General features: G+C 69.5%; 16 protein-coding genes. 4 read left to right on the top strand and 12 right to left on the bottom strand.

Features of this window, described 5'->3' with window-relative positions; translation table 11 throughout:
- Positions 1-36: 36 nt before the first annotated feature.
- From F6A08_RS08255 to F6A08_RS08240, 4 genes are read left to right on the top strand one after another with little or no spacing between them, the layout of a single operon-like run.
- Positions 37-279, top strand: coding sequence for an exodeoxyribonuclease VII small subunit (locus F6A08_RS08255; protein ID WP_026049935.1), 243 nt, complete (start codon positions 37-39; stop codon positions 277-279).
- Positions 276-920, top strand: a complete 645-nt coding sequence (locus F6A08_RS08250; RefSeq protein ID WP_151459218.1) for a DUF4245 family protein — start codon at positions 276-278, stop codon at positions 918-920. The genes F6A08_RS08255 and F6A08_RS08250 overlap by 4 nt, the downstream gene beginning before the upstream one ends.
- The gene (locus F6A08_RS08245) at positions 917-1,603 is read left to right on the top strand and encodes a carbonic anhydrase (protein ID WP_017203923.1); all 687 of its coding nucleotides are present in this window, start codon (positions 917-919) and stop codon (positions 1,601-1,603) included. The genes F6A08_RS08250 and F6A08_RS08245 overlap by 4 nt, the downstream gene beginning before the upstream one ends.
- Complete coding sequence (locus F6A08_RS08240) at positions 1,600-2,994, top strand: class II fumarate hydratase (protein ID WP_017203924.1); 1,395 nt, start codon at positions 1,600-1,602, stop codon at positions 2,992-2,994. Before F6A08_RS08245 ends, F6A08_RS08240 begins: the two co-directional genes overlap by 4 nt.
- Positions 2,995-3,057: 63 nt before the next feature.
- Here the strand turns inward: F6A08_RS08240 and F6A08_RS08235 are convergent, their stop codons facing one another.
- The 12 genes from F6A08_RS08235 to F6A08_RS08180 form a co-directional block, all read right to left on the bottom strand.
- Positions 3,058-4,548 carry a tripartite tricarboxylate transporter permease gene (locus F6A08_RS08235; RefSeq protein WP_151459217.1) on the bottom strand — a complete coding sequence of 497 codons (1,491 nt, stop codon included), beginning with the start codon at positions 4,546-4,548 and terminating at the stop codon, positions 3,058-3,060.
- Positions 4,548-5,048: a tripartite tricarboxylate transporter TctB family protein gene (locus tag F6A08_RS08230; RefSeq protein WP_026049937.1), complete on the bottom strand. Its 501-nt coding sequence runs from the start codon at positions 5,046-5,048 to the stop codon at positions 4,548-4,550. Before F6A08_RS08230 ends, F6A08_RS08235 begins: the two co-directional genes overlap by 1 nt.
- 2 nt (positions 5,049-5,050) lie before the next feature.
- Positions 5,051-6,022 (bottom strand): tripartite tricarboxylate transporter substrate binding protein, encoded by a 972-nt coding sequence (locus F6A08_RS08225; RefSeq protein WP_017203927.1) that lies wholly within the window; start codon positions 6,020-6,022, stop codon positions 5,051-5,053.
- Positions 6,023-6,070: 48 nt separating this feature from the next.
- A complete protein-coding gene (locus F6A08_RS08220; protein WP_151459216.1) occupies positions 6,071-7,072 on the bottom strand; it encodes a 4-hydroxythreonine-4-phosphate dehydrogenase PdxA in 1,002 nt (333 codons plus the stop codon).
- Between the two features lie 22 nt (positions 7,073-7,094).
- A complete protein-coding gene (locus F6A08_RS08215) occupies positions 7,095-8,066 on the bottom strand; it encodes a sugar phosphate isomerase/epimerase family protein (protein WP_151459215.1) in 972 nt (323 codons plus the stop codon).
- A 199-nt stretch (positions 8,067-8,265) separates the two neighbouring features.
- Positions 8,266-8,988, bottom strand: a complete 723-nt coding sequence (locus F6A08_RS08210) for a GntR family transcriptional regulator (protein ID WP_124895140.1) — start codon at positions 8,986-8,988, stop codon at positions 8,266-8,268.
- Positions 8,985-9,740 (bottom strand): triose-phosphate isomerase family protein, encoded by a 756-nt coding sequence (locus F6A08_RS08205; protein ID WP_151459214.1) that lies wholly within the window; start codon positions 9,738-9,740, stop codon positions 8,985-8,987. The genes F6A08_RS08210 and F6A08_RS08205 overlap by 4 nt, the downstream gene beginning before the upstream one ends.
- A 3-nt stretch (positions 9,741-9,743) precedes the next feature.
- The gene (locus F6A08_RS08200) at positions 9,744-10,199 is read right to left on the bottom strand and encodes a ribose-5-phosphate isomerase (protein WP_017203932.1); all 456 of its coding nucleotides are present in this window, start codon (positions 10,197-10,199) and stop codon (positions 9,744-9,746) included.
- Between the two features lie 4 nt (positions 10,200-10,203).
- Entirely contained in the window at positions 10,204-11,931 is a 1,728-nt protein-coding gene (locus F6A08_RS08195) for a dihydroxyacetone kinase family protein (RefSeq protein WP_151459213.1), read from the bottom strand.
- Positions 11,932-12,066: 135 nt separating this feature from the next.
- A complete protein-coding gene (locus F6A08_RS08190) occupies positions 12,067-13,449 on the bottom strand; it encodes a PhoH family protein (protein WP_151459212.1) in 1,383 nt (460 codons plus the stop codon).
- 159 nt (positions 13,450-13,608) lie between these two features.
- Positions 13,609-14,739, bottom strand: a complete 1,131-nt coding sequence (locus tag F6A08_RS08185; RefSeq protein ID WP_225855787.1) for an aminotransferase class V-fold PLP-dependent enzyme — start codon at positions 14,737-14,739, stop codon at positions 13,609-13,611.
- 40 nt (positions 14,740-14,779) lie between these two features.
- A complete protein-coding gene (locus F6A08_RS08180) occupies positions 14,780-15,559 on the bottom strand; it encodes an isoprenyl transferase (RefSeq protein ID WP_151459718.1) in 780 nt (259 codons plus the stop codon).
- Between the last annotated feature and the right edge of the window lie 126 nt (positions 15,560-15,685).

Genomic DNA, 15,685 nt, shown 5'->3' with positions numbered 1-15,685 from the left:
GCCGAGGGGCCGCGGCGCACGACGTAGGATGGAGGAGTGAGCGCCGTGAACGACATCCCCGTGGACACGCTGTCGTTCGAGGCGGCCCGCGACGAGCTCGTGAAGGTCGTCGCCGAACTCGAACAGGGCTCTCCGACCCTCGAGCACTCGCTGGCGCTGTGGGAACGCGGAGAGGCTCTGGCCGCCCGCTGCGAGGAATGGCTGCTCGGGGCCAAGCGCCGTCTCGACGCCGCACGGGCCGAGGCTTCGGACTCGGAGACCCCGGGGGCACAGCTGTGAGCAAGCAGCCGCCCATCATCGCGGAGCTCGGCCGCCCGGAGACGCCCGACGAGACCGCGGCCCGCAAGGCCGCCTCCAGCAAGGCGTACCGGTCGAGCCAGACCGTGCGCAACCTCATCGCCGCCCTGGCGGTCACTCTCGCCGTGGTCGCCGTCATCATCTTCGCCGTCCCGCGAGGCGAACCCGTGGAGCGCGCTCCCCTCGACGTGGCGGCCATCGCGGAGGGAGTCGAGTCCTCCCTGCAGAGCCCGGTCCTGATCCCGGAGCTCGGCGACTTCTGGCGTGCGAACGACGCGGAGCTGCAGAGCGGCGCCACGGTCGTCTGGGAGGTCACGCTCGCTCCCAAGGCGGACGAGGAGCGCGGTTTCATCAAGGTCGCCCAGGCGTTCGACGCCGACGCCTCGTGGGCGCCGCAGCGGCTCAACGGCATCGCTCCCACCGACACCGTCCGGATCGGCGGGCGCGACTGGGACGTCTTCGAACCCGCCCGCGCCGAATCCAACGCCAACGTCTCGTACGCGATCGGCACACAGGCCGGCGACGACTACATCCTCCTCTACGGCTCGCGGTCCCCCGATTCGACCGCCGAGCTCGCCGAGTCCCTCATCCCGCAGATCCGCACCATCTCGGAGGCCTCATGACGCACCCGCTCACCCCCGCCGCGGCCTGGGCGCAGATGCAGGAGGGCAACCGCCGCTTCGTGGCGGACGAGCCCCGGCATCCGAACCAGGACGTGCTCCGCCGCAAGGACCTCGAAGCCGCTCAGCATCCCGTCGCGACGCTGTTCGGCTGCTCCGACTCCCGCCTCGCCGCGGAGATCATCTTCGACCTCGGCCTGGGTGATCTGTTCGTCGTCCGCAATGCCGGACAGGTGATCGGCGAGTCGATCGTGGCGAGCCTGGAGTACGCGGTCGCGGTGCTCGAAGTGCCCCTCATCGTCGTGCTCGCCCACGACTCGTGCGGAGCCGTCCGCGCGGCGATCGACGGAACCGCGATCGATGCCGCTCCCCTGCCGCCGCACATCTGGAAGCTGATCGCGCCGATCGTCCCCGCTGCGAGGAAGGTGCTCGCCGAGAGCGGCGGAACCACCGTCGCCGAGATCGACTCCGAGCTGGTCGGACGCGAGCACCTGCGCAACACCGTGCACGACCTGCTGCAGTCGTCCGAGATCATCAGCAACGCGGTCGCCGAGGGCCGGCTCGGCATCGTGGGAGCGAACTACCGTCTGGCCGAGGGCGCCGCCGTGCCCGTCATCACGGTCGGGATCGACGAAGACGCCGACACCAAGGGGACCGTCCCCGCAACCAAGGAGGGTTCGGAATGACCGACACCGAGTACCGCATCGAGCACGACACCATGGGTGAGGTGCGGGTGCCCGTGAACGCGCTCTACGGGGCGCAGACGCAGCGCGCCGTGGAGAACTTCCCGATCTCGGGCAAGGGGCTGGAGTCGACGCAGATCGCCGCCCTGGCACGGATCAAGAAGGCGGCGGCTCTGGCCAACAAGGAGCTCGGCACCCTCGACGGCGCCATCGCCGACGCCATCGCGCAGGCCGCCGACCAGGTCGCCTCCGGCGCGCACGACGGCGAGTTCCCGGTCGACACCTACCAGACCGGATCCGGCACCTCCTCGAACATGAACATGAACGAGGTGCTCGCGACCCTCGCCACGCGCATCCTCGGCTCGGCTGTGCACCCCAACGACCACGTGAACGCCTCGCAGTCGTCGAACGACGTGTTCCCCACCTCGGTGCACATCGCCGTCACGCAGGCGCTCATCGACACGCTCATCCCGGCCCTCGACCACCTCGCCGTCGCCCTCGAGGCGAAGGCCGAGCTGTGGAAGGACGCGGTCAAGTCCGGTCGCACGCACCTCATGGACGCGACGCCCGTGACCCTCGGCCAGGAGTTCGGCGGCTACGCCCGTCAGATCCGCCTGGGCATCGAGCGCGTGCAGTCGGCTCTCCCCCGGGTGGCCGAGGTCCCGCTGGGCGGCACCGCGACGGGCACCGGCATCAACACGCCGCTGGGCTTCCCGCAGAAGGTCATCGAGCTGCTCGCAGCCGAGACCGAGCTGCCCATCACCGAGGCCAAGGACCACTTCGAGGCGCAGGCCAACCGCGACGGACTGGTCGAGGCCTCCGGCGCGCTGCGCACGATCGCGGTCTCGCTGACCAAGATCAACAATGACCTGCGCTGGATGGGCTCTGGCCCCAACACGGGCCTCGGCGAGCTCCACATCCCCGACCTGCAGCCCGGCTCCTCGATCATGCCGGGCAAGGTCAACCCTGTCGTGCCCGAGGCCGTGCTCATGGTCTGCGCGCGCGTGATCGGCAACGACGCGACCGTCGCCTGGGCCGGCGCGTCCGGGTCCTTCGAGCTGAACGTCGCCATCCCCGTGATGGGCACTGCGGTGCTCGAGTCGATCCGCCTGCTGTCGAACGCCTCGCGCGTGCTCGCCGACAAGACCATCGACGGTCTGCAGGCGAACGTCGAGCGCGCCGCGGCCTTCGCGGGCATGAGCCCGTCGATCGTGACGCCGCTGAACAAGCTCATCGGCTACGAGGCCGCGGCGAAGATCGCCAAGCACGCGGTCGCCAAGGGCATCACCGTGCGCGACGCCGTGATCGACCTGGGCTACGTCGAGCGCGGCGACCTGACGCTGGAGCAGCTGGACGAGAAGCTCGACCTGCTGTCCATGACGCACCCGGGCTGACCCGCACACAGCGAAGACGGATGCCACGACCCTGAGGGGTCGTGGCATCCGTCTTTCGTGCGGTCACACGCGGGCGTCGCGTCGCGCACCTCGCAAGGCCGCGAGAACCCGCGGCACGACGATCGCCGCGATGGCCAGGGCGATCACGCCGACGGCGATCGGGCTCTCGAACATCACGCCCAGGTTGCCCTTGCCGATGGCGCTGGTCTGGACCAGCGCCTTCTCCAGCAGAGGCCCGAGGACGAGCCCCAGCACGAACGGCGCCATCGGCAGGTCGACCTCCTTCATCAGGTAGCCGATCAGTCCGAACACGAACACCAGCCACACGCTGAACATGTTGTTGCTCACCGAATAGGCGCCGATCAGCGAGGTCAGCAGGATGATCGGATAGAGGTACCCGTACGGGATCCGCAGCATCTGCGCGAACACCGGCGCGAGCGGGAGGTTCAGCACGAGCAGCAGGACGTTGCCGATGAAGAACGACACCAGCAGCCCCCAGACGAGCGCGGGCTGGGTATCGAACAGCAGCGGTCCGGGTTGCAGTCCGAAGATCGTGAACGCGCCGAGGAGCACTGCGGTCGTCGCCCCGCCGGGGATCCCGAGTGCCAGGGTCGGCACGAAGTTGGCGTTCGCGGCCGCGTTGTTGGCGCTCTCCGGACTCGCCACGCCCTCGATCGCGCCCCGGCCGAAGTTGTCGCGATTGCGGCTGACCTTGCGCTCCACCCCGTAGGCCATGAACGAGGCGAGAGTCGACCCGGCACCGGGGAGGATGCCGAGCAGGAAGCCGATGCCCGAGCCCCGGAGGATCGCCGGCATCGAGTCCTTGACGTCCTTGCGTGTGATCAGCATGTCCTGGAACCGGGCACGGATGGGAGCGGCTGCGCCCATCCGGATCTGGTGCAGCACTTCGCCGAGCGCGAAGAGACCGATCATCACCTCGACGAAGGGGATGCCGGAGAGCAGGTTGACGTTCCCGAACGTGAACCGCGCCTCGCTGGTGCCCTGAGCGATGCCGACCGTCGCGACGAGAAGCCCCGCGACGGCCATCAGCGCACCGCGGATCATGTCCTTGCCCTGGAAGGTGATGACGACCACGAGCGCGAGGATCATGATCGCGAGCATCTCGACGGGGCCGAACTCCAACGCGAGGTCCGCGAGCGGAGGCGCGAGTGCCATCAGCAGCGCGAGGGAGATGATCGCGGCGATGAAGGATCCGATGGCGCTGATCGCCAGCGCTGCACCCGCACGGCCTCTCTTCGCCATCTGGTAGCCGTCCAGCGTCGTGACCACGCTGGCCGCCTCGCCCGGCGTGGAGATCAGCACCGAGGTGATCGTGCCGCCGTATTGGGCGCCGTAGTAGATGCCGGCGAGCATGATCAACGCGGTGACCGGCTCGAGCGTGAAGGTGACCGGCAGCAGCACGGCGACGCCGGTCGTGGAGCCGAGCCCGGGCAGCAGGCCGATGACCGTGCCGAGGAGCACGCCGACGAAGCACCAGAGCATGTTCTCCAGCGTGAGCGCGGTCTGGAAGCCCAGAAGAATGTTCTCGATCATCAGATGAGTCCGATCAGGCCGGTGGGCATCGGCACCTTCAGCAGGACGGCGAAGACGACGTGCACGACGGCGATGGCGATGGCGCCCACGAGGAGCGCAGCGAGGATATGGCGCCGCTCGACGATCGTCGCGATGGCGACGACGAGCAGCCCGAGCGCGATGAGCAGCCCGGTGACGGGGACGAGCAGGAGCGCCAGGAACAGGAGGCCGACGACGAGCGCCAGCATTCCGTTCCGCTGGCGCTGCGAACGGCCGAGCACGTCGATGTCGGACTGCTCCGTGCCCGCGCCCGCGTCCGCGTCCGGGGGTCGACGCAGGGTGGCGACCACGTCGACCACGGCGAGCACCGCCATGACCACGCCGAGGACGACCGGCATGAAGCCGGCGCCGATCTGACCGTTGTCGGTGGTGAAGCCGTACCCCGACCCGATGAGGGCGGCCACGGCTCCCACGACGACCAGGACCCCGCTCGCGGCGACCCTGGCGATCCGGGGTGACATGATCACTTTCCGACGACCGCCTCGAGGGCAGCGGAGTTCTCCGCGAGGTAGTCGGCGAACTCGTCGCCGTAGGCGGCGTTGGCCTGCATGAGGTTCTCCTCGATGTAGGCGGTGTACGCCTCGGACTCGGCGAACTCCTTCGCGGCGTCGATCCAGAACTGCTTCGCCTCCTCGCTGATGCCGCCGGGGGCGATGAATCCGCGGAACTGGGCGAACGCGACGTCGATCCCCTGCTCCTTCGCCGTGGGGATGTCGGCGAGCTCCGCGTACTCGTAGCGTTCCTCGGACAGCGCGCAGAGCGCCTTCAGATCACCGGATTCGAGCTGGCCGAGCACCTCGCTCGGGTTCAGGGAGCCGACCTCGACGGTACCGCCGAGGAGACCGGCGATGACCTCGCTGCCGCCCTCGAACGGGACACGGTCGAAGGTGATGTCCTGGTCCTTCTCGATGAGCGTGAACACGACCTCGTCCAGGCTGACGGTGCCGGACACGGCGGCGACGACGCCATCGCTCTTCGCCGCGTCGACGACGTCGGTGCACGTGTCGAATCGGCTGTCGCCGGGAGCGACCACGAGCGTGTAGTCGTCGCCGAGCTTCATGATCGGCGTGAACGACTCGTAGCTGAAGCCCACGTCGGTCGTCAGCGGCAATGCGAGGAGCGCGGTCTCCGCCGCGAGCAGGTAGTTGCCGTTGCCCTGCTGCGCGAGGAAGTGCGAGTACCCGACGGCTCCGGATCCGCCCTCGCGGTTCTCCACCGTGACCGTGGAGCCTGTCGCCTCCTCGAGGCCGCTGGCGATGGCACGACCGGAGACGTCCGAGCCGCCACCGGCGGCGAACGGCACGATCATGCGGACGTCCTGAGGCGCGAACGCATCCCCTCCGCCGTCGCCGTCACCCTGCGCGGTTGCGGAACAGCCGGCGAGAGCCATGACGGATACGGCACCGATGGCGATTGCTGCGAAACGTGACTTCATTGTCTTTCCTTGTCTCTTTGTCGGGTTCGAACGGAGGAATGGGGGGGATCAGATGGACTCGCGGGCGGCGCGTGCCTGCGCGCCGACGTCGACGGCTGTGCGGAACGCATGCTCATACGCCCCGGTGGACGCGGACCGGGTGCCGACCACGTCGAACGCGGTCCCGTGAGCCGGCGTGCAGACGGGCACGCTGAGGCCGCCCGCCATCGTGACGCCGCGGTCGAAGCCGAGCAGCTTCACGGCGATCTGCCCCTGGTCGTGGTACATCGTGAGGACGCCGTCGAACCCGCCGTCACGCGCCTTGAGGAAGATGGTGTCGCTGGGGAACGGGCCTGCCGCGTCCACTCCCCGCCGCTGCAGCTCCGCGATCGCCGGAGCGATGAGGTCGATCTCGTGGCGACCGAACTTCCCCGACTCCCCGGCATGCGGGTTGAGGGCGCAGACGCCGATGCGCGGCTCGTCGATGCCGCGTGCCCGGAGCACTCGCTCGAGCAGCTCGCCGCGTTCCACGATGAGGTCGTAGGTGATCAGGTCGGCGACCTCGGAGATCGAGCAGTGGCTGGTGACGCGACCCGTGACCAACTCCGGGAGGATGTTCAGCTCGGTGGCGGAGGTGCCGTCGTCGAGCACCGTCTCGAACCATGCCATCTCGTCGTTCTCGGTCATCCCGGCCAGGTGCAGCGAGGACTTGTTCAACGGGGCGAAGACGATCGCATCGACGTCACCCGCCTTCGACAGCTCCAGGGCGGTGCGCAGGCTCGCCATCGCCCAGAGACCCCCTTCGCGGGTGGGCTGCTTCCGCACGAAGCCGCCGGGCGGGCGCGTCCCGCCGTTGTCGATCAGCTGCGGGACGCCGGTTCCCCGCTCCCTGGTCCAGGCGAACTCGACGCCGGCGTCGGCCATGGCCTCGAGGAGTTCCTGCTCATCGCCGATGATCAGGATGTCGGCGACCGCGGTGGACGCGGGGTCGGCGAGCTGCCGGGCGACGAGTTCGGGGCCGACTCCGGCGGGGTCGCCGAGGGTCAGGGCGATGCGAGGGTGAGAGGTCATGGCTGTCCTTCGTTCGGGAGGGTCAGGGCACGGGCAGTACGGCGGATGCGGGGGCGGCGGCACGCTCGCCGGCGGCGAGCACGTCGCGGATGTATCGCTGGTTCGCGGCGCACATCCCCAGGCTGTCTCCTCCGTAGTGCTCGCACAGGATGACGCCGTCGAAGCCGACGGCCACCGCCTGCTGGATCACGTGGCGGTAGTCGATCAGGCCCGATGCCATCGTCGACGGAGCGCTGGTGGCGCGTGAGCGGTCGAACGTCTCATCGCGCGTGTAGTTCTTCACATGCCAGTAGTTCGCGTAGGGAAGCGTCTTGGCGTACGCCTCGCGCCAGTCTTCGATGGGCCGGTGGAGGCGCACGAGGTTGCCGATGTCCGGGTTGAGTCCGACGTTGTCGAGCCCGATCTCCTCGACCAGCCGGACGGCGGAGTCGGCTGTCCCGAGATAGGTGTCCTCGTACATCTCGAGCGAGACCCGGAGGCCCACTTCGCCGGCGTGCCTGCCGAGCTCGCGAAGCCGCGTCACGGCGAGCGCCCACGTCGCCGGGTCGTCGGCGGGGTCGCGCGGGCCCTCGACCGACCAGAACCACAGCGCGCGGCGCTGCGCGTCGCTGAGAGGTCGGTGCAGTCCGGTGGAGAAGACGCTCATCCCCATCTCCGCCGCGGCATCGATCGTGCGGTGGGCGTACGCGAGGTTCTGCTCGCCACGCCCCGGTTCGATCACACTCTGCCGCTGCACATGCACCGAGGGGATCGCGATGCCGCGCGCGGCGGCGACCGCGACGAGCTCGGCGCGCTGCGCGCTGCTCAGGTCGGCGGGACGGATGTGACTGTCGGCGAGCTCTGCCATCGAGAAGTCGACCGCGGCGACCTGGGCGAACGCCGCCTCCCACGCCTCCGGTCCGGCGTCGTGCAGGGTGCGCCCATCGGCGAGCACGGTGGGTACGCCGTGCAAGCATGCGGCGATCGGCCATTCGGCTGCGGGGAACGCAGGCATCTCACTCCATCGTGTCCGGGGCTCCGATCATCGGAGCCTGCCTTCGTAAATCCTATAGGAAATATTCAATCGGCGCACAACGAATATCGGCTGCCTCCGCGCGATCCTCTCCGACGGGCGCGCCGAACCGCGGCCTCCCCGTCGAGCTCGCAACGAGGCTTCCAGACGATCAGCCGGCGTTCGGACGGCGCTCTTCGGGTCAGCGCAGGGGGTCGCCGTCGGCTTCGCGCCAGGATCGATCACGCACGCCCTCGATGTGCGCCCGCATCGCGGCGGCCGGCGCTTCCGGGTCTTCGGAATCGAACGCGTCGATGATCGCCGCATGCTCGGCATGCGCCTCTTCCACGTCGTTCGCCCCCCGGAGGACGGCCTGGCGCATACGGTGCGTCAAGGCACCGAGGTCGGCATGCATGCTCATGATGTAGCGGTTCCCCGCCGCCCGCAGGATCACCTCATGGAAGTCGGCGTCCGCTGCGAAGTACTCCTGCATGTCTCGCACACTCGCGGTCCCCGAGCGCATCGAGGCGGCGATGCGCTGCGCCCAGTCCTGGTGACGATCATGCGCCGCGCGCAGGTCCGCGAGCAGGTCAGCGGCGTGCGGGGTCGCCAGCCTGGCGGCTTCGACCTCGAGCATGAGGCGTGCCGCGAAGAGCTCATCCAGCTGGTCCGGTCCGAGCGGCGGCGCGACACGATATCCCCGCAGGGCCTCACGGGTGACGAGCTCGGTGCGCTCGAGCTGCACCATCGCCTCCCGCACCGGGGTGGGCGAGACATCGAGTTGGCGGGCGAGCGTGTCGATGGACAGACGCGCGCCCGGCTCCACGTCGCCGTCGAGCAGCATCTCGAGGATCAGGTCGTACACACGGTCGCGCAGGTTGCGCCGCTCCATCTCGGTGACCCGCCGCGGGACCGGTGCCGTCATCGCATCTCCTCCATGTCGAGCGCCTCATCAAGAATTCCGCCGAAAGCGAGCGGATCATGGGCGAAGCGACCCAGGAACACACCGTCGACCGCATCGCCGATGCGAGGCAGCAGACCTAGTCTCGCACTCCCACCGTAGATGACCTGAGCGGAGAAGGGGGTCGCGACGAGCGCAGTCTTGATGGCACGGGCGACCAGGCGGATGTGCTCATCGTCGGCCGGATCCGACCTGCCGATGGCCCACACGGGTTCGTAGGCGACGACCAGTCGGTTCGCCAGGGAGCCGTCGACGCGAGCGAGCGACGACTCGAGCTGCGATGTGCACACCTCGGCAGCCCGTGTCGGATCCGACTCGACGGTCTCACCGATGCAGAGGAGCGGCGTCAGTCCGTGCCGCACGACGGCCGCGGTCTTGCGTGCGACGGTGTCGTCCGTCTCCCCGAAGTGCGCGCGCCGTTCCGCGTGCCCGATCTCCACCAGGCTGACGCCGTGCTCGGCGAGTTCCGCCGCGGAGACCTCGCCGGTGTAGGGTCCAGGCTCCGCCCAGTGCACGTCCTGTGCGCCGACGAGCATGCCGGCGGCACGCGCGATGGGCATCACCTCCGCGATGGACACGAAGCTCGGGATGACGAACGGCTCGACCAGACCTTCGCGCACAGCCGGATGGGCTGCGCAGATGTCCGCGACGGCCCGGGTCCACTCCACCGTGCGTGCCCGCCCGAAGTACATCTTCAAGCTCGAGCCGATCAGCACGCGTCAGCCCTCGTATGCGCAGATGTCGGCGACGTTCGCCTGAGAATGACTGGACGGATCGAAGGTGTAGCCGAGCCACTCCCCCGCGAGCCTGCGCGCCAGCTCGATGCCGACCACACGCTGGCCCATGCAGAGGATGTGCGCGTCGTTGGAGAGCACCGAGCGCTCGACGGAGAACGAGTCGTGAGCCGTGACCGCACGGATGCCGGGGACCTTGTTCGCGGCGATCGCGACGCCGAGCCCCGTGCCGCAGAGGAGGATCGCCCGGTCGGCCTCCCCGCGCGCCACCCGTTCGGCCGCCTCGATGGCGACCTTCGGGTAGGACGTCGACCCCGCGGCATCGTCCACGCCGACATCGACCACGGACGCGACGAGCGGATGCGCCTCGAGGTCTCGCTTGATGATCTCCTTGTAGTCGTATCCTGCCTTGTCGCTTCCGACGATCAGACGCCATGCCATGTGATCAGTTCTCCTTCTGTGCAGCGAGGACGCCGTGCACCGTGCGGCACACGAGCGCGAACGACACGGCCCCGGGATCAGGGGTGCCGAGGGATCTGTCGCCGTGCGCACGCGCACGGCCGAGAGTGGCCGTGAGGGAAGCGGTCGCGTCCGCGGCCGCCTGGGCCGCATCGGCGGCATCTCCCCAGGCGTCGAGCAGCGGCCGTCCGTCGGACACCAGGTGCGCGAGGCGGTCGCTGAACGGCACGATCGCGTCGACCATGGTCTTGTCCCCGACCTGCGCCTTGCCGAACGCCATGACGGCTTCTCTCGCGGCGACGATCCCCGCGGCGGCCCTCTCCCCGTCGGCGCGCTCGTCGTCACCGAGCTGCCGGCCGAGCGCACGGAGCATCTCGCCCCAGATGGCGCCGCTGGTGCCGCCTGCTCGATCGCTCCAGGCATCCCCTGCCCGCTGCAGGGTGGTCCGCGCCCCGGCAGCCGCGTCGACGGCCGCTCGAGCGGCGTCGGCGGCGGCGCGGGTGCCGCGCTCCATGCCGATCCCGTGGTCGCCGTCTCCGGCGATCTGATCGATCCGGCCGAGCTCATCGGCGGCGGAGGCGACGGCGTCGGCGACCGCTTCGAGGGCCGTGGCGAGGAACCGCGCCGTCTCGCGGGATGCGGCGGTCGCCGCCGGCACGCCCGCATCCGGCGCCTCGGCGGTGACGGACGGGGCGCGCCGGCGCGCCTCGACGGTGCCCTTGCGGTACCCGGGCGCGTCGGCGGGAGCAGCCCACAGCTGTTCGAGTTCTTCGTCGAGCCAGAGCAGTGTGAGCGAGAGACCCGCCATGTCGAAGCTGGTGCACAGTTCGCCCACCTCGGGTTCCACGACGGTGATCCCTCGCGATGCCAGGGCCTCGTGCACGCGCCGATAGACGACGAAGAGCTCCTCGTACTTGACGGAGCCGAGGCCGTTGAGCAGCGGCACGACGCGCGCGCCGGCGAGTTCCGCGCCGTCGGGGCGCTCCTCCAGCAGGGCGTCGACGAGCAGGTCGGCGAGCCCGTCGGCCGTGGGCACATCCATCTCGTCGATACCGGGTTCGCCGTGGATGCCCAGCCCGACGGCCATCCGCCCCTCCGGCACGGTGAACAGCGGCTCTGCGGCGCCGGGCAGAGTGCACCCGGTGAAGGCCACGCCGAAGGAGCGGGTGCGTGCGTTCGCGTGACGGGCGACGCGTTCGACGTCGTCCAGGTCGTAGCCCGCCTCCGCCGCAGCCCCGGCGACCTTGAACACCGCGAGGTCTCCGGCGATGCCGCGCCGCTTGTGAGCCTCGTGCTTCGGCGCGCTCCAGATGTCGTCCGTCACGACCACGGTGCGCACGTCGATCCCCTCCGCGCGCAAGCGCTCCTGCGCCTGATCGAAGTGGAGCACGTCCCCGGCGTAGTTGCCGTAGCTCAGCAGCACGCCGCGACCTCGCTCGACCGCGCCGACGATCTGGTACACCTGATTCGCTGACGGCGAGGCGAAGAGATTGCCCATCGCGGCTCCGTGCGCGAGTCCGGTGCCGACCAGCCCGCCGAACGCCGGGTAATGCCCCGAACCCCCGCCGACGACGACGGCCACGGTGGGTTCATCGGCCTCGGTGGCGCGCACCACGCCGCCCGGCGCCGACTGCACCCACCGGGACGCCGCAGCCGCGAAGCCCGCGGTCATCTCGTCGGCGAACTGGAGCGGATCGTTGAACAGACGCGTCATCGCGTTCCTCCTCGGGTCGACGCGGAGCCCTCCGGACTCCGTGCGCCAATATCCTATAGGAAATTGAATGACGAGTGTCGAACAAGCAGAGAACGGCGGATGCCGCAGCATCCGCCGTTCTCCTCCCCCGCGTCGTCAGCTGAGCTCTCCGCCCTCCAGGAGCTCGGTGACGAGCGCGGCGATCGCGGAGCGCTCCGACCGCATCAGGGTCACGTGTCCGAACAGGTCGTGGCCCTTCAGGGTCTCGATCACGCTGGCGATGCCGTCGTGGCGTCCGACGCGGAGGTTGTCCCGCTGGCCGACGTCGTGTGTGAGGATCACCCGCGAGTTCTGACCCATGCGGCTGAGCACCGTCAGGAGCACGTTCCGCTCGAGGGACTGCGCCTCATCGACGATGACGAACGCGTCGTGCAGCGAGCGCCCACGGATGTGGGTGAGCGGCAGCACCTCGAGGATGCCGCGTTCGACGACCTCCTCCATCACGTTGCCGGAGACCACCGAGCCGAGGGTGTCGAACACCGCCTGCCCCCACGGACCCATCTTCTCGCCCTGATCGCCGGGCAGGTATCCGAGCTCCTGCCCGCCGACGGCGAACAACGGCCGGAACACGATGATCTTCTTCTGCTGCTGTCTCTCCAGGACCGCCTCGAGCCCGGCGCAGAGGGCGAGAGCAGACTTCCCGGTTCCGGCGCGACCGCCGAGGGAGACGATGCCGACCTCCTGATCCAGGAGCAGATCGATCGCGATGCGCTGCTCCGCGGAGCGACCGTGCATGCCGAAGATGTCCCGATCGCCGCGCACCAGCCGGTACTCGCCGTCGCCGGTCACCCGACCGAGCGCCGATCCGCGCTCGGAGTGGATGATGAGGCCGGTGTTGACCGGAAGCCCTCGCGCATCCTCGCTGATCCCGACCTCGCTCTCGTACAGGTCGCTGATGTCATCTCCGGAGAGGTCGAGCGTCGAGATCCCCGTCCACCCGGAATCGACGGCCTGCTCGGCGAGATACTCCTCCGCACGCAGGCCGAGAGAGGCGGCCTTGACGCGCATCGGCAGATCCTTCGACACGATCGTGACGTCCTGCCCGTCCTGCGCGAGGTGCATCGCGACGGAGAGGATACGGGTGTCGTTGTCGCTCAGCCGGATGCCGGCGGGGAGCACCGAGGAGTCGGTGTTCGCGAGCTCCACCCGGAGGGTGCCGCCCTCTCCGACCTCGACCGGGAAGTCCAGGCGCCCGTGCTCGATGCGCAGGTCGTCCAGGTGACGCAGCGCCTGGCGCGCGAAGTAACCGATCTCCGGGTCGTGGCGCTTGCCCTCGAGTTCCGTGATCACGACGACCGGCAGCACGACCGAGTGCTCGGCGAATCGGAAGAACGCCTGCGGGTCACTCAGCAGGACCGAGGTGTCGAGGACGTACGTGCGCAGATCCTGATCCGGATCGGCGGTCGTGTCTCGACGCGTGGTCTTACGGGTGGACTGCTGCGCGGTGCTGGTGGCCTGCTGCGCTGTACGTGTGGTCACGACCCACTCCCGACCCGGGGGAATCCCGGCTATTCGAACGAGTCGACCAGGGGGTCACGAGCCGTCAACCTGAGGCCGACTCGAACGGGCGCCTTGCCCGATGCCTAGAACGTACGACCGCGTGAGGGATTAACCCGCATTCGACACGCCAGCGATTCGTTACGCGCTGATGAACGTCTCATTGCCGAACGCCTGCAGCGTCTCGTCGAGCAGCAGCAGGGTCTCCGCATCCGTCCCCGCGTGCGGAGCCACCCGCACCGACGAGCCGCGTGCGGTCACCACCAGACCGGCGTTGGCCAGGGCGGCCGCGAGACGCCCCGGCTCCTGAGGGGCGAGGGCGACGATGCCGGCCCGCTGCGCGCGGTCCCGGGGAGACGTCACCTCGATGCCGTGACGGTCGGCGATCTCGATCACGGTGTCGACGTGCTCGGAGAGCCGCTCCTCGATCGCGGCGACGCCGGCGTCGCGGACGTCCCGCACGCCGATCGCGAGCCGACCGGCGGCGAGGGTGTCCGGCTGGCTGACGGTGTAGGCGCGTGCGGATGCCGCCGGGGCGGGGAGCTCATCCACGAACAGGCCCGTCGCCGTCGTCCCGGTGATGCCGGACAGCACCGGCGCGATGCGCTCCCTCGCCCGCGGAGCGAACCAGGCGAAGGCGCTGCCTCGCCCGGCGCGGAGCCATTTGTAGCCGTGGCCGACCACCACGTCGGCGACGGAGAAGTCGACGTCGACGATCCCGAACGACTGGACCGCATCGACGATGAGGAGGCGATCAGGGCCGATCGCTTCCCGGAGCGCCGCCAGGTCGGCGCGGTAGCCGGTGCGGAAGTCGACATGGCTCACGGCCAGCGCGACGACGTCGTCGTCCAGCTCCTCGGTCAGCGCATCGGGCGTCACGCGGCCGTCGTGCGGTGTGATCCAGCGCGGCGTCACCCGGTGATCCGACGCGGCGGCGGCGCGCTCGACGGTCAGGCTGACGCTGGGGAACTCCGCGGTGCTCGCGATGACCGCGCCGCCGAGCCCGTACAGGGCGTGCATGAGCCCGTGGGTGGACGACGGCTGCAGCGTCACGTCGTCGGCCTCGCCGCCGAGCAGCTCGGCGACGATCTCCTGGGCCTGTCCGATGCGCTCCGCGACGAGCGACAGCGAGGAGGGCCTGCCGCTGCCGAGCAGATCCGCATCGGCGAAGACCTCTTCGCGGACCGAGGGCGACAGCGGTCCGAACGCCGCCCAGTTCAGGTAGCCGGACTCGTTGTCGAAGGTGTCGACGTAGTCCTGGAAAGTGCTCACTGCGTCATTGTGGCACGCGTCGACCGGCGCCGTTCCCCGGTCAGCGGCCGAAGCGTCGATCGCGGTCCGCATAGTCGCGGATCGCCCGGAGGAAGTCGACCTGACGGAGGTCGGGGCCGAGCGCCTCCACGAAGTAGAACTCGCTGTGGGCGCTCTGCCAGAGCAGGAAATCGCTGAGTCGCTGTTCGCCGCTCGTCCGGATCACCAGGTCGGGGTCCGGCTGGCCTCCCGTGTACAGGTGCTCGCCGATCATCTCGGGGGTGAGATGCGCGGCGAGGTCCTCCATGGTCCCGCCCGAGGCCTCGTGCTTCGTGATGATGCTGCGCACGGCGTCGACGATCTCGTTGCGTCCGCCGTAGCCGACGGCGAGGTTCACGTGCAGTCCGGTGTGATCCTTCGTGCGCTCCTCGGCGGCGGCCAGCACGCGCGCGAGCTCCGGAGGGAGGATGTCCGAACGCCCGACGTGCTTGACCCGCCAGTTCTCCTCCTGCGACAGGGCCTCGGCGAGCTCGGCGATGATCTCGATGAGGTCGGCGAGCTCCGCCGAGTCCCGCTTGCGCAGGTTGTCGCTCGACAGCAGGTACAGCGAGACGACGCGCACTCCGAGCTCGTCGCACCAGCCGAGGAACTCCCGCATCTTGGCCGCGCCGGCCCTATGCCCCTCCGCCGCCGAGTCGAACCCGAGCTGCCGCGCCCATCGACGGTTGCCGTCGATCATCATCGCCACGTGGTGGGGGACGGATACCGGATCGAGGTGGCGGCGCAGCCGACTCGTGTAGAGCCGATAGAGCGGCCCCCGCACCGGGCTCTCGCGTGGAATCACCTGTCTACGCTACCGTGCCGACCGCGGAGACATCGTGTGCGGATCCTGGGGAAATCTGCCCTTCGCGCCTCGGTGAGCGGCTTAGAGTGAGCACGTGAGCACTCCCGAGCAGCCTGGCCCCGA

This window comes from Microbacterium algeriense (genome assembly GCF_008868005.1).
Lineage (GTDB): Bacteria > Actinomycetota > Actinomycetes > Actinomycetales > Microbacteriaceae > Microbacterium > Microbacterium algeriense.
This window is presented reverse-complemented; position numbering and strand designations above follow the sequence as displayed.

Bases quoted from the DNA above. Each gene is read 5' to 3' on its own strand.
- F6A08_RS08215 (WP_151459215.1), bottom strand. From the start codon at position 8,066: ATGCCTGCGTTCCCCGCAGCCGAATGGCCGATCGCCGCATGCTTGCAC.
- F6A08_RS08225 (WP_017203927.1), bottom strand. From the start codon at position 6,022: ATGAAGTCACGTTTCGCAGCAATCGCCATCGGTGCCGTATCCGTCATG.
- F6A08_RS08235 (WP_151459217.1), bottom strand. From the start codon at position 4,548: ATGATCGAGAACATTCTTCTGGGCTTCCAGACCGCGCTCACGCTGGAG.
- F6A08_RS08200 (WP_017203932.1), bottom strand. From the start codon at position 10,199: ATGGCATGGCGTCTGATCGTCGGAAGCGACAAGGCAGGATACGACTAC.
- F6A08_RS08220 (WP_151459216.1), bottom strand. From the start codon at position 7,072: ATGACCTCTCACCCTCGCATCGCCCTGACCCTCGGCGACCCCGCCGGA.
- F6A08_RS08195 (WP_151459213.1), bottom strand. From the start codon at position 11,931: ATGACGCGTCTGTTCAACGATCCGCTCCAGTTCGCCGACGAGATGACC.
- F6A08_RS08245 (WP_017203923.1), top strand. From the start codon at position 917: ATGACGCACCCGCTCACCCCCGCCGCGGCCTGGGCGCAGATGCAGGAG.
- F6A08_RS08240 (WP_017203924.1), top strand. From the start codon at position 1,600: ATGACCGACACCGAGTACCGCATCGAGCACGACACCATGGGTGAGGTG.
- F6A08_RS08210 (WP_124895140.1), bottom strand. From the start codon at position 8,988: ATGACGGCACCGGTCCCGCGGCGGGTCACCGAGATGGAGCGGCGCAAC.
- F6A08_RS08230 (WP_026049937.1), bottom strand. From the start codon at position 5,048: ATGTCACCCCGGATCGCCAGGGTCGCCGCGAGCGGGGTCCTGGTCGTC.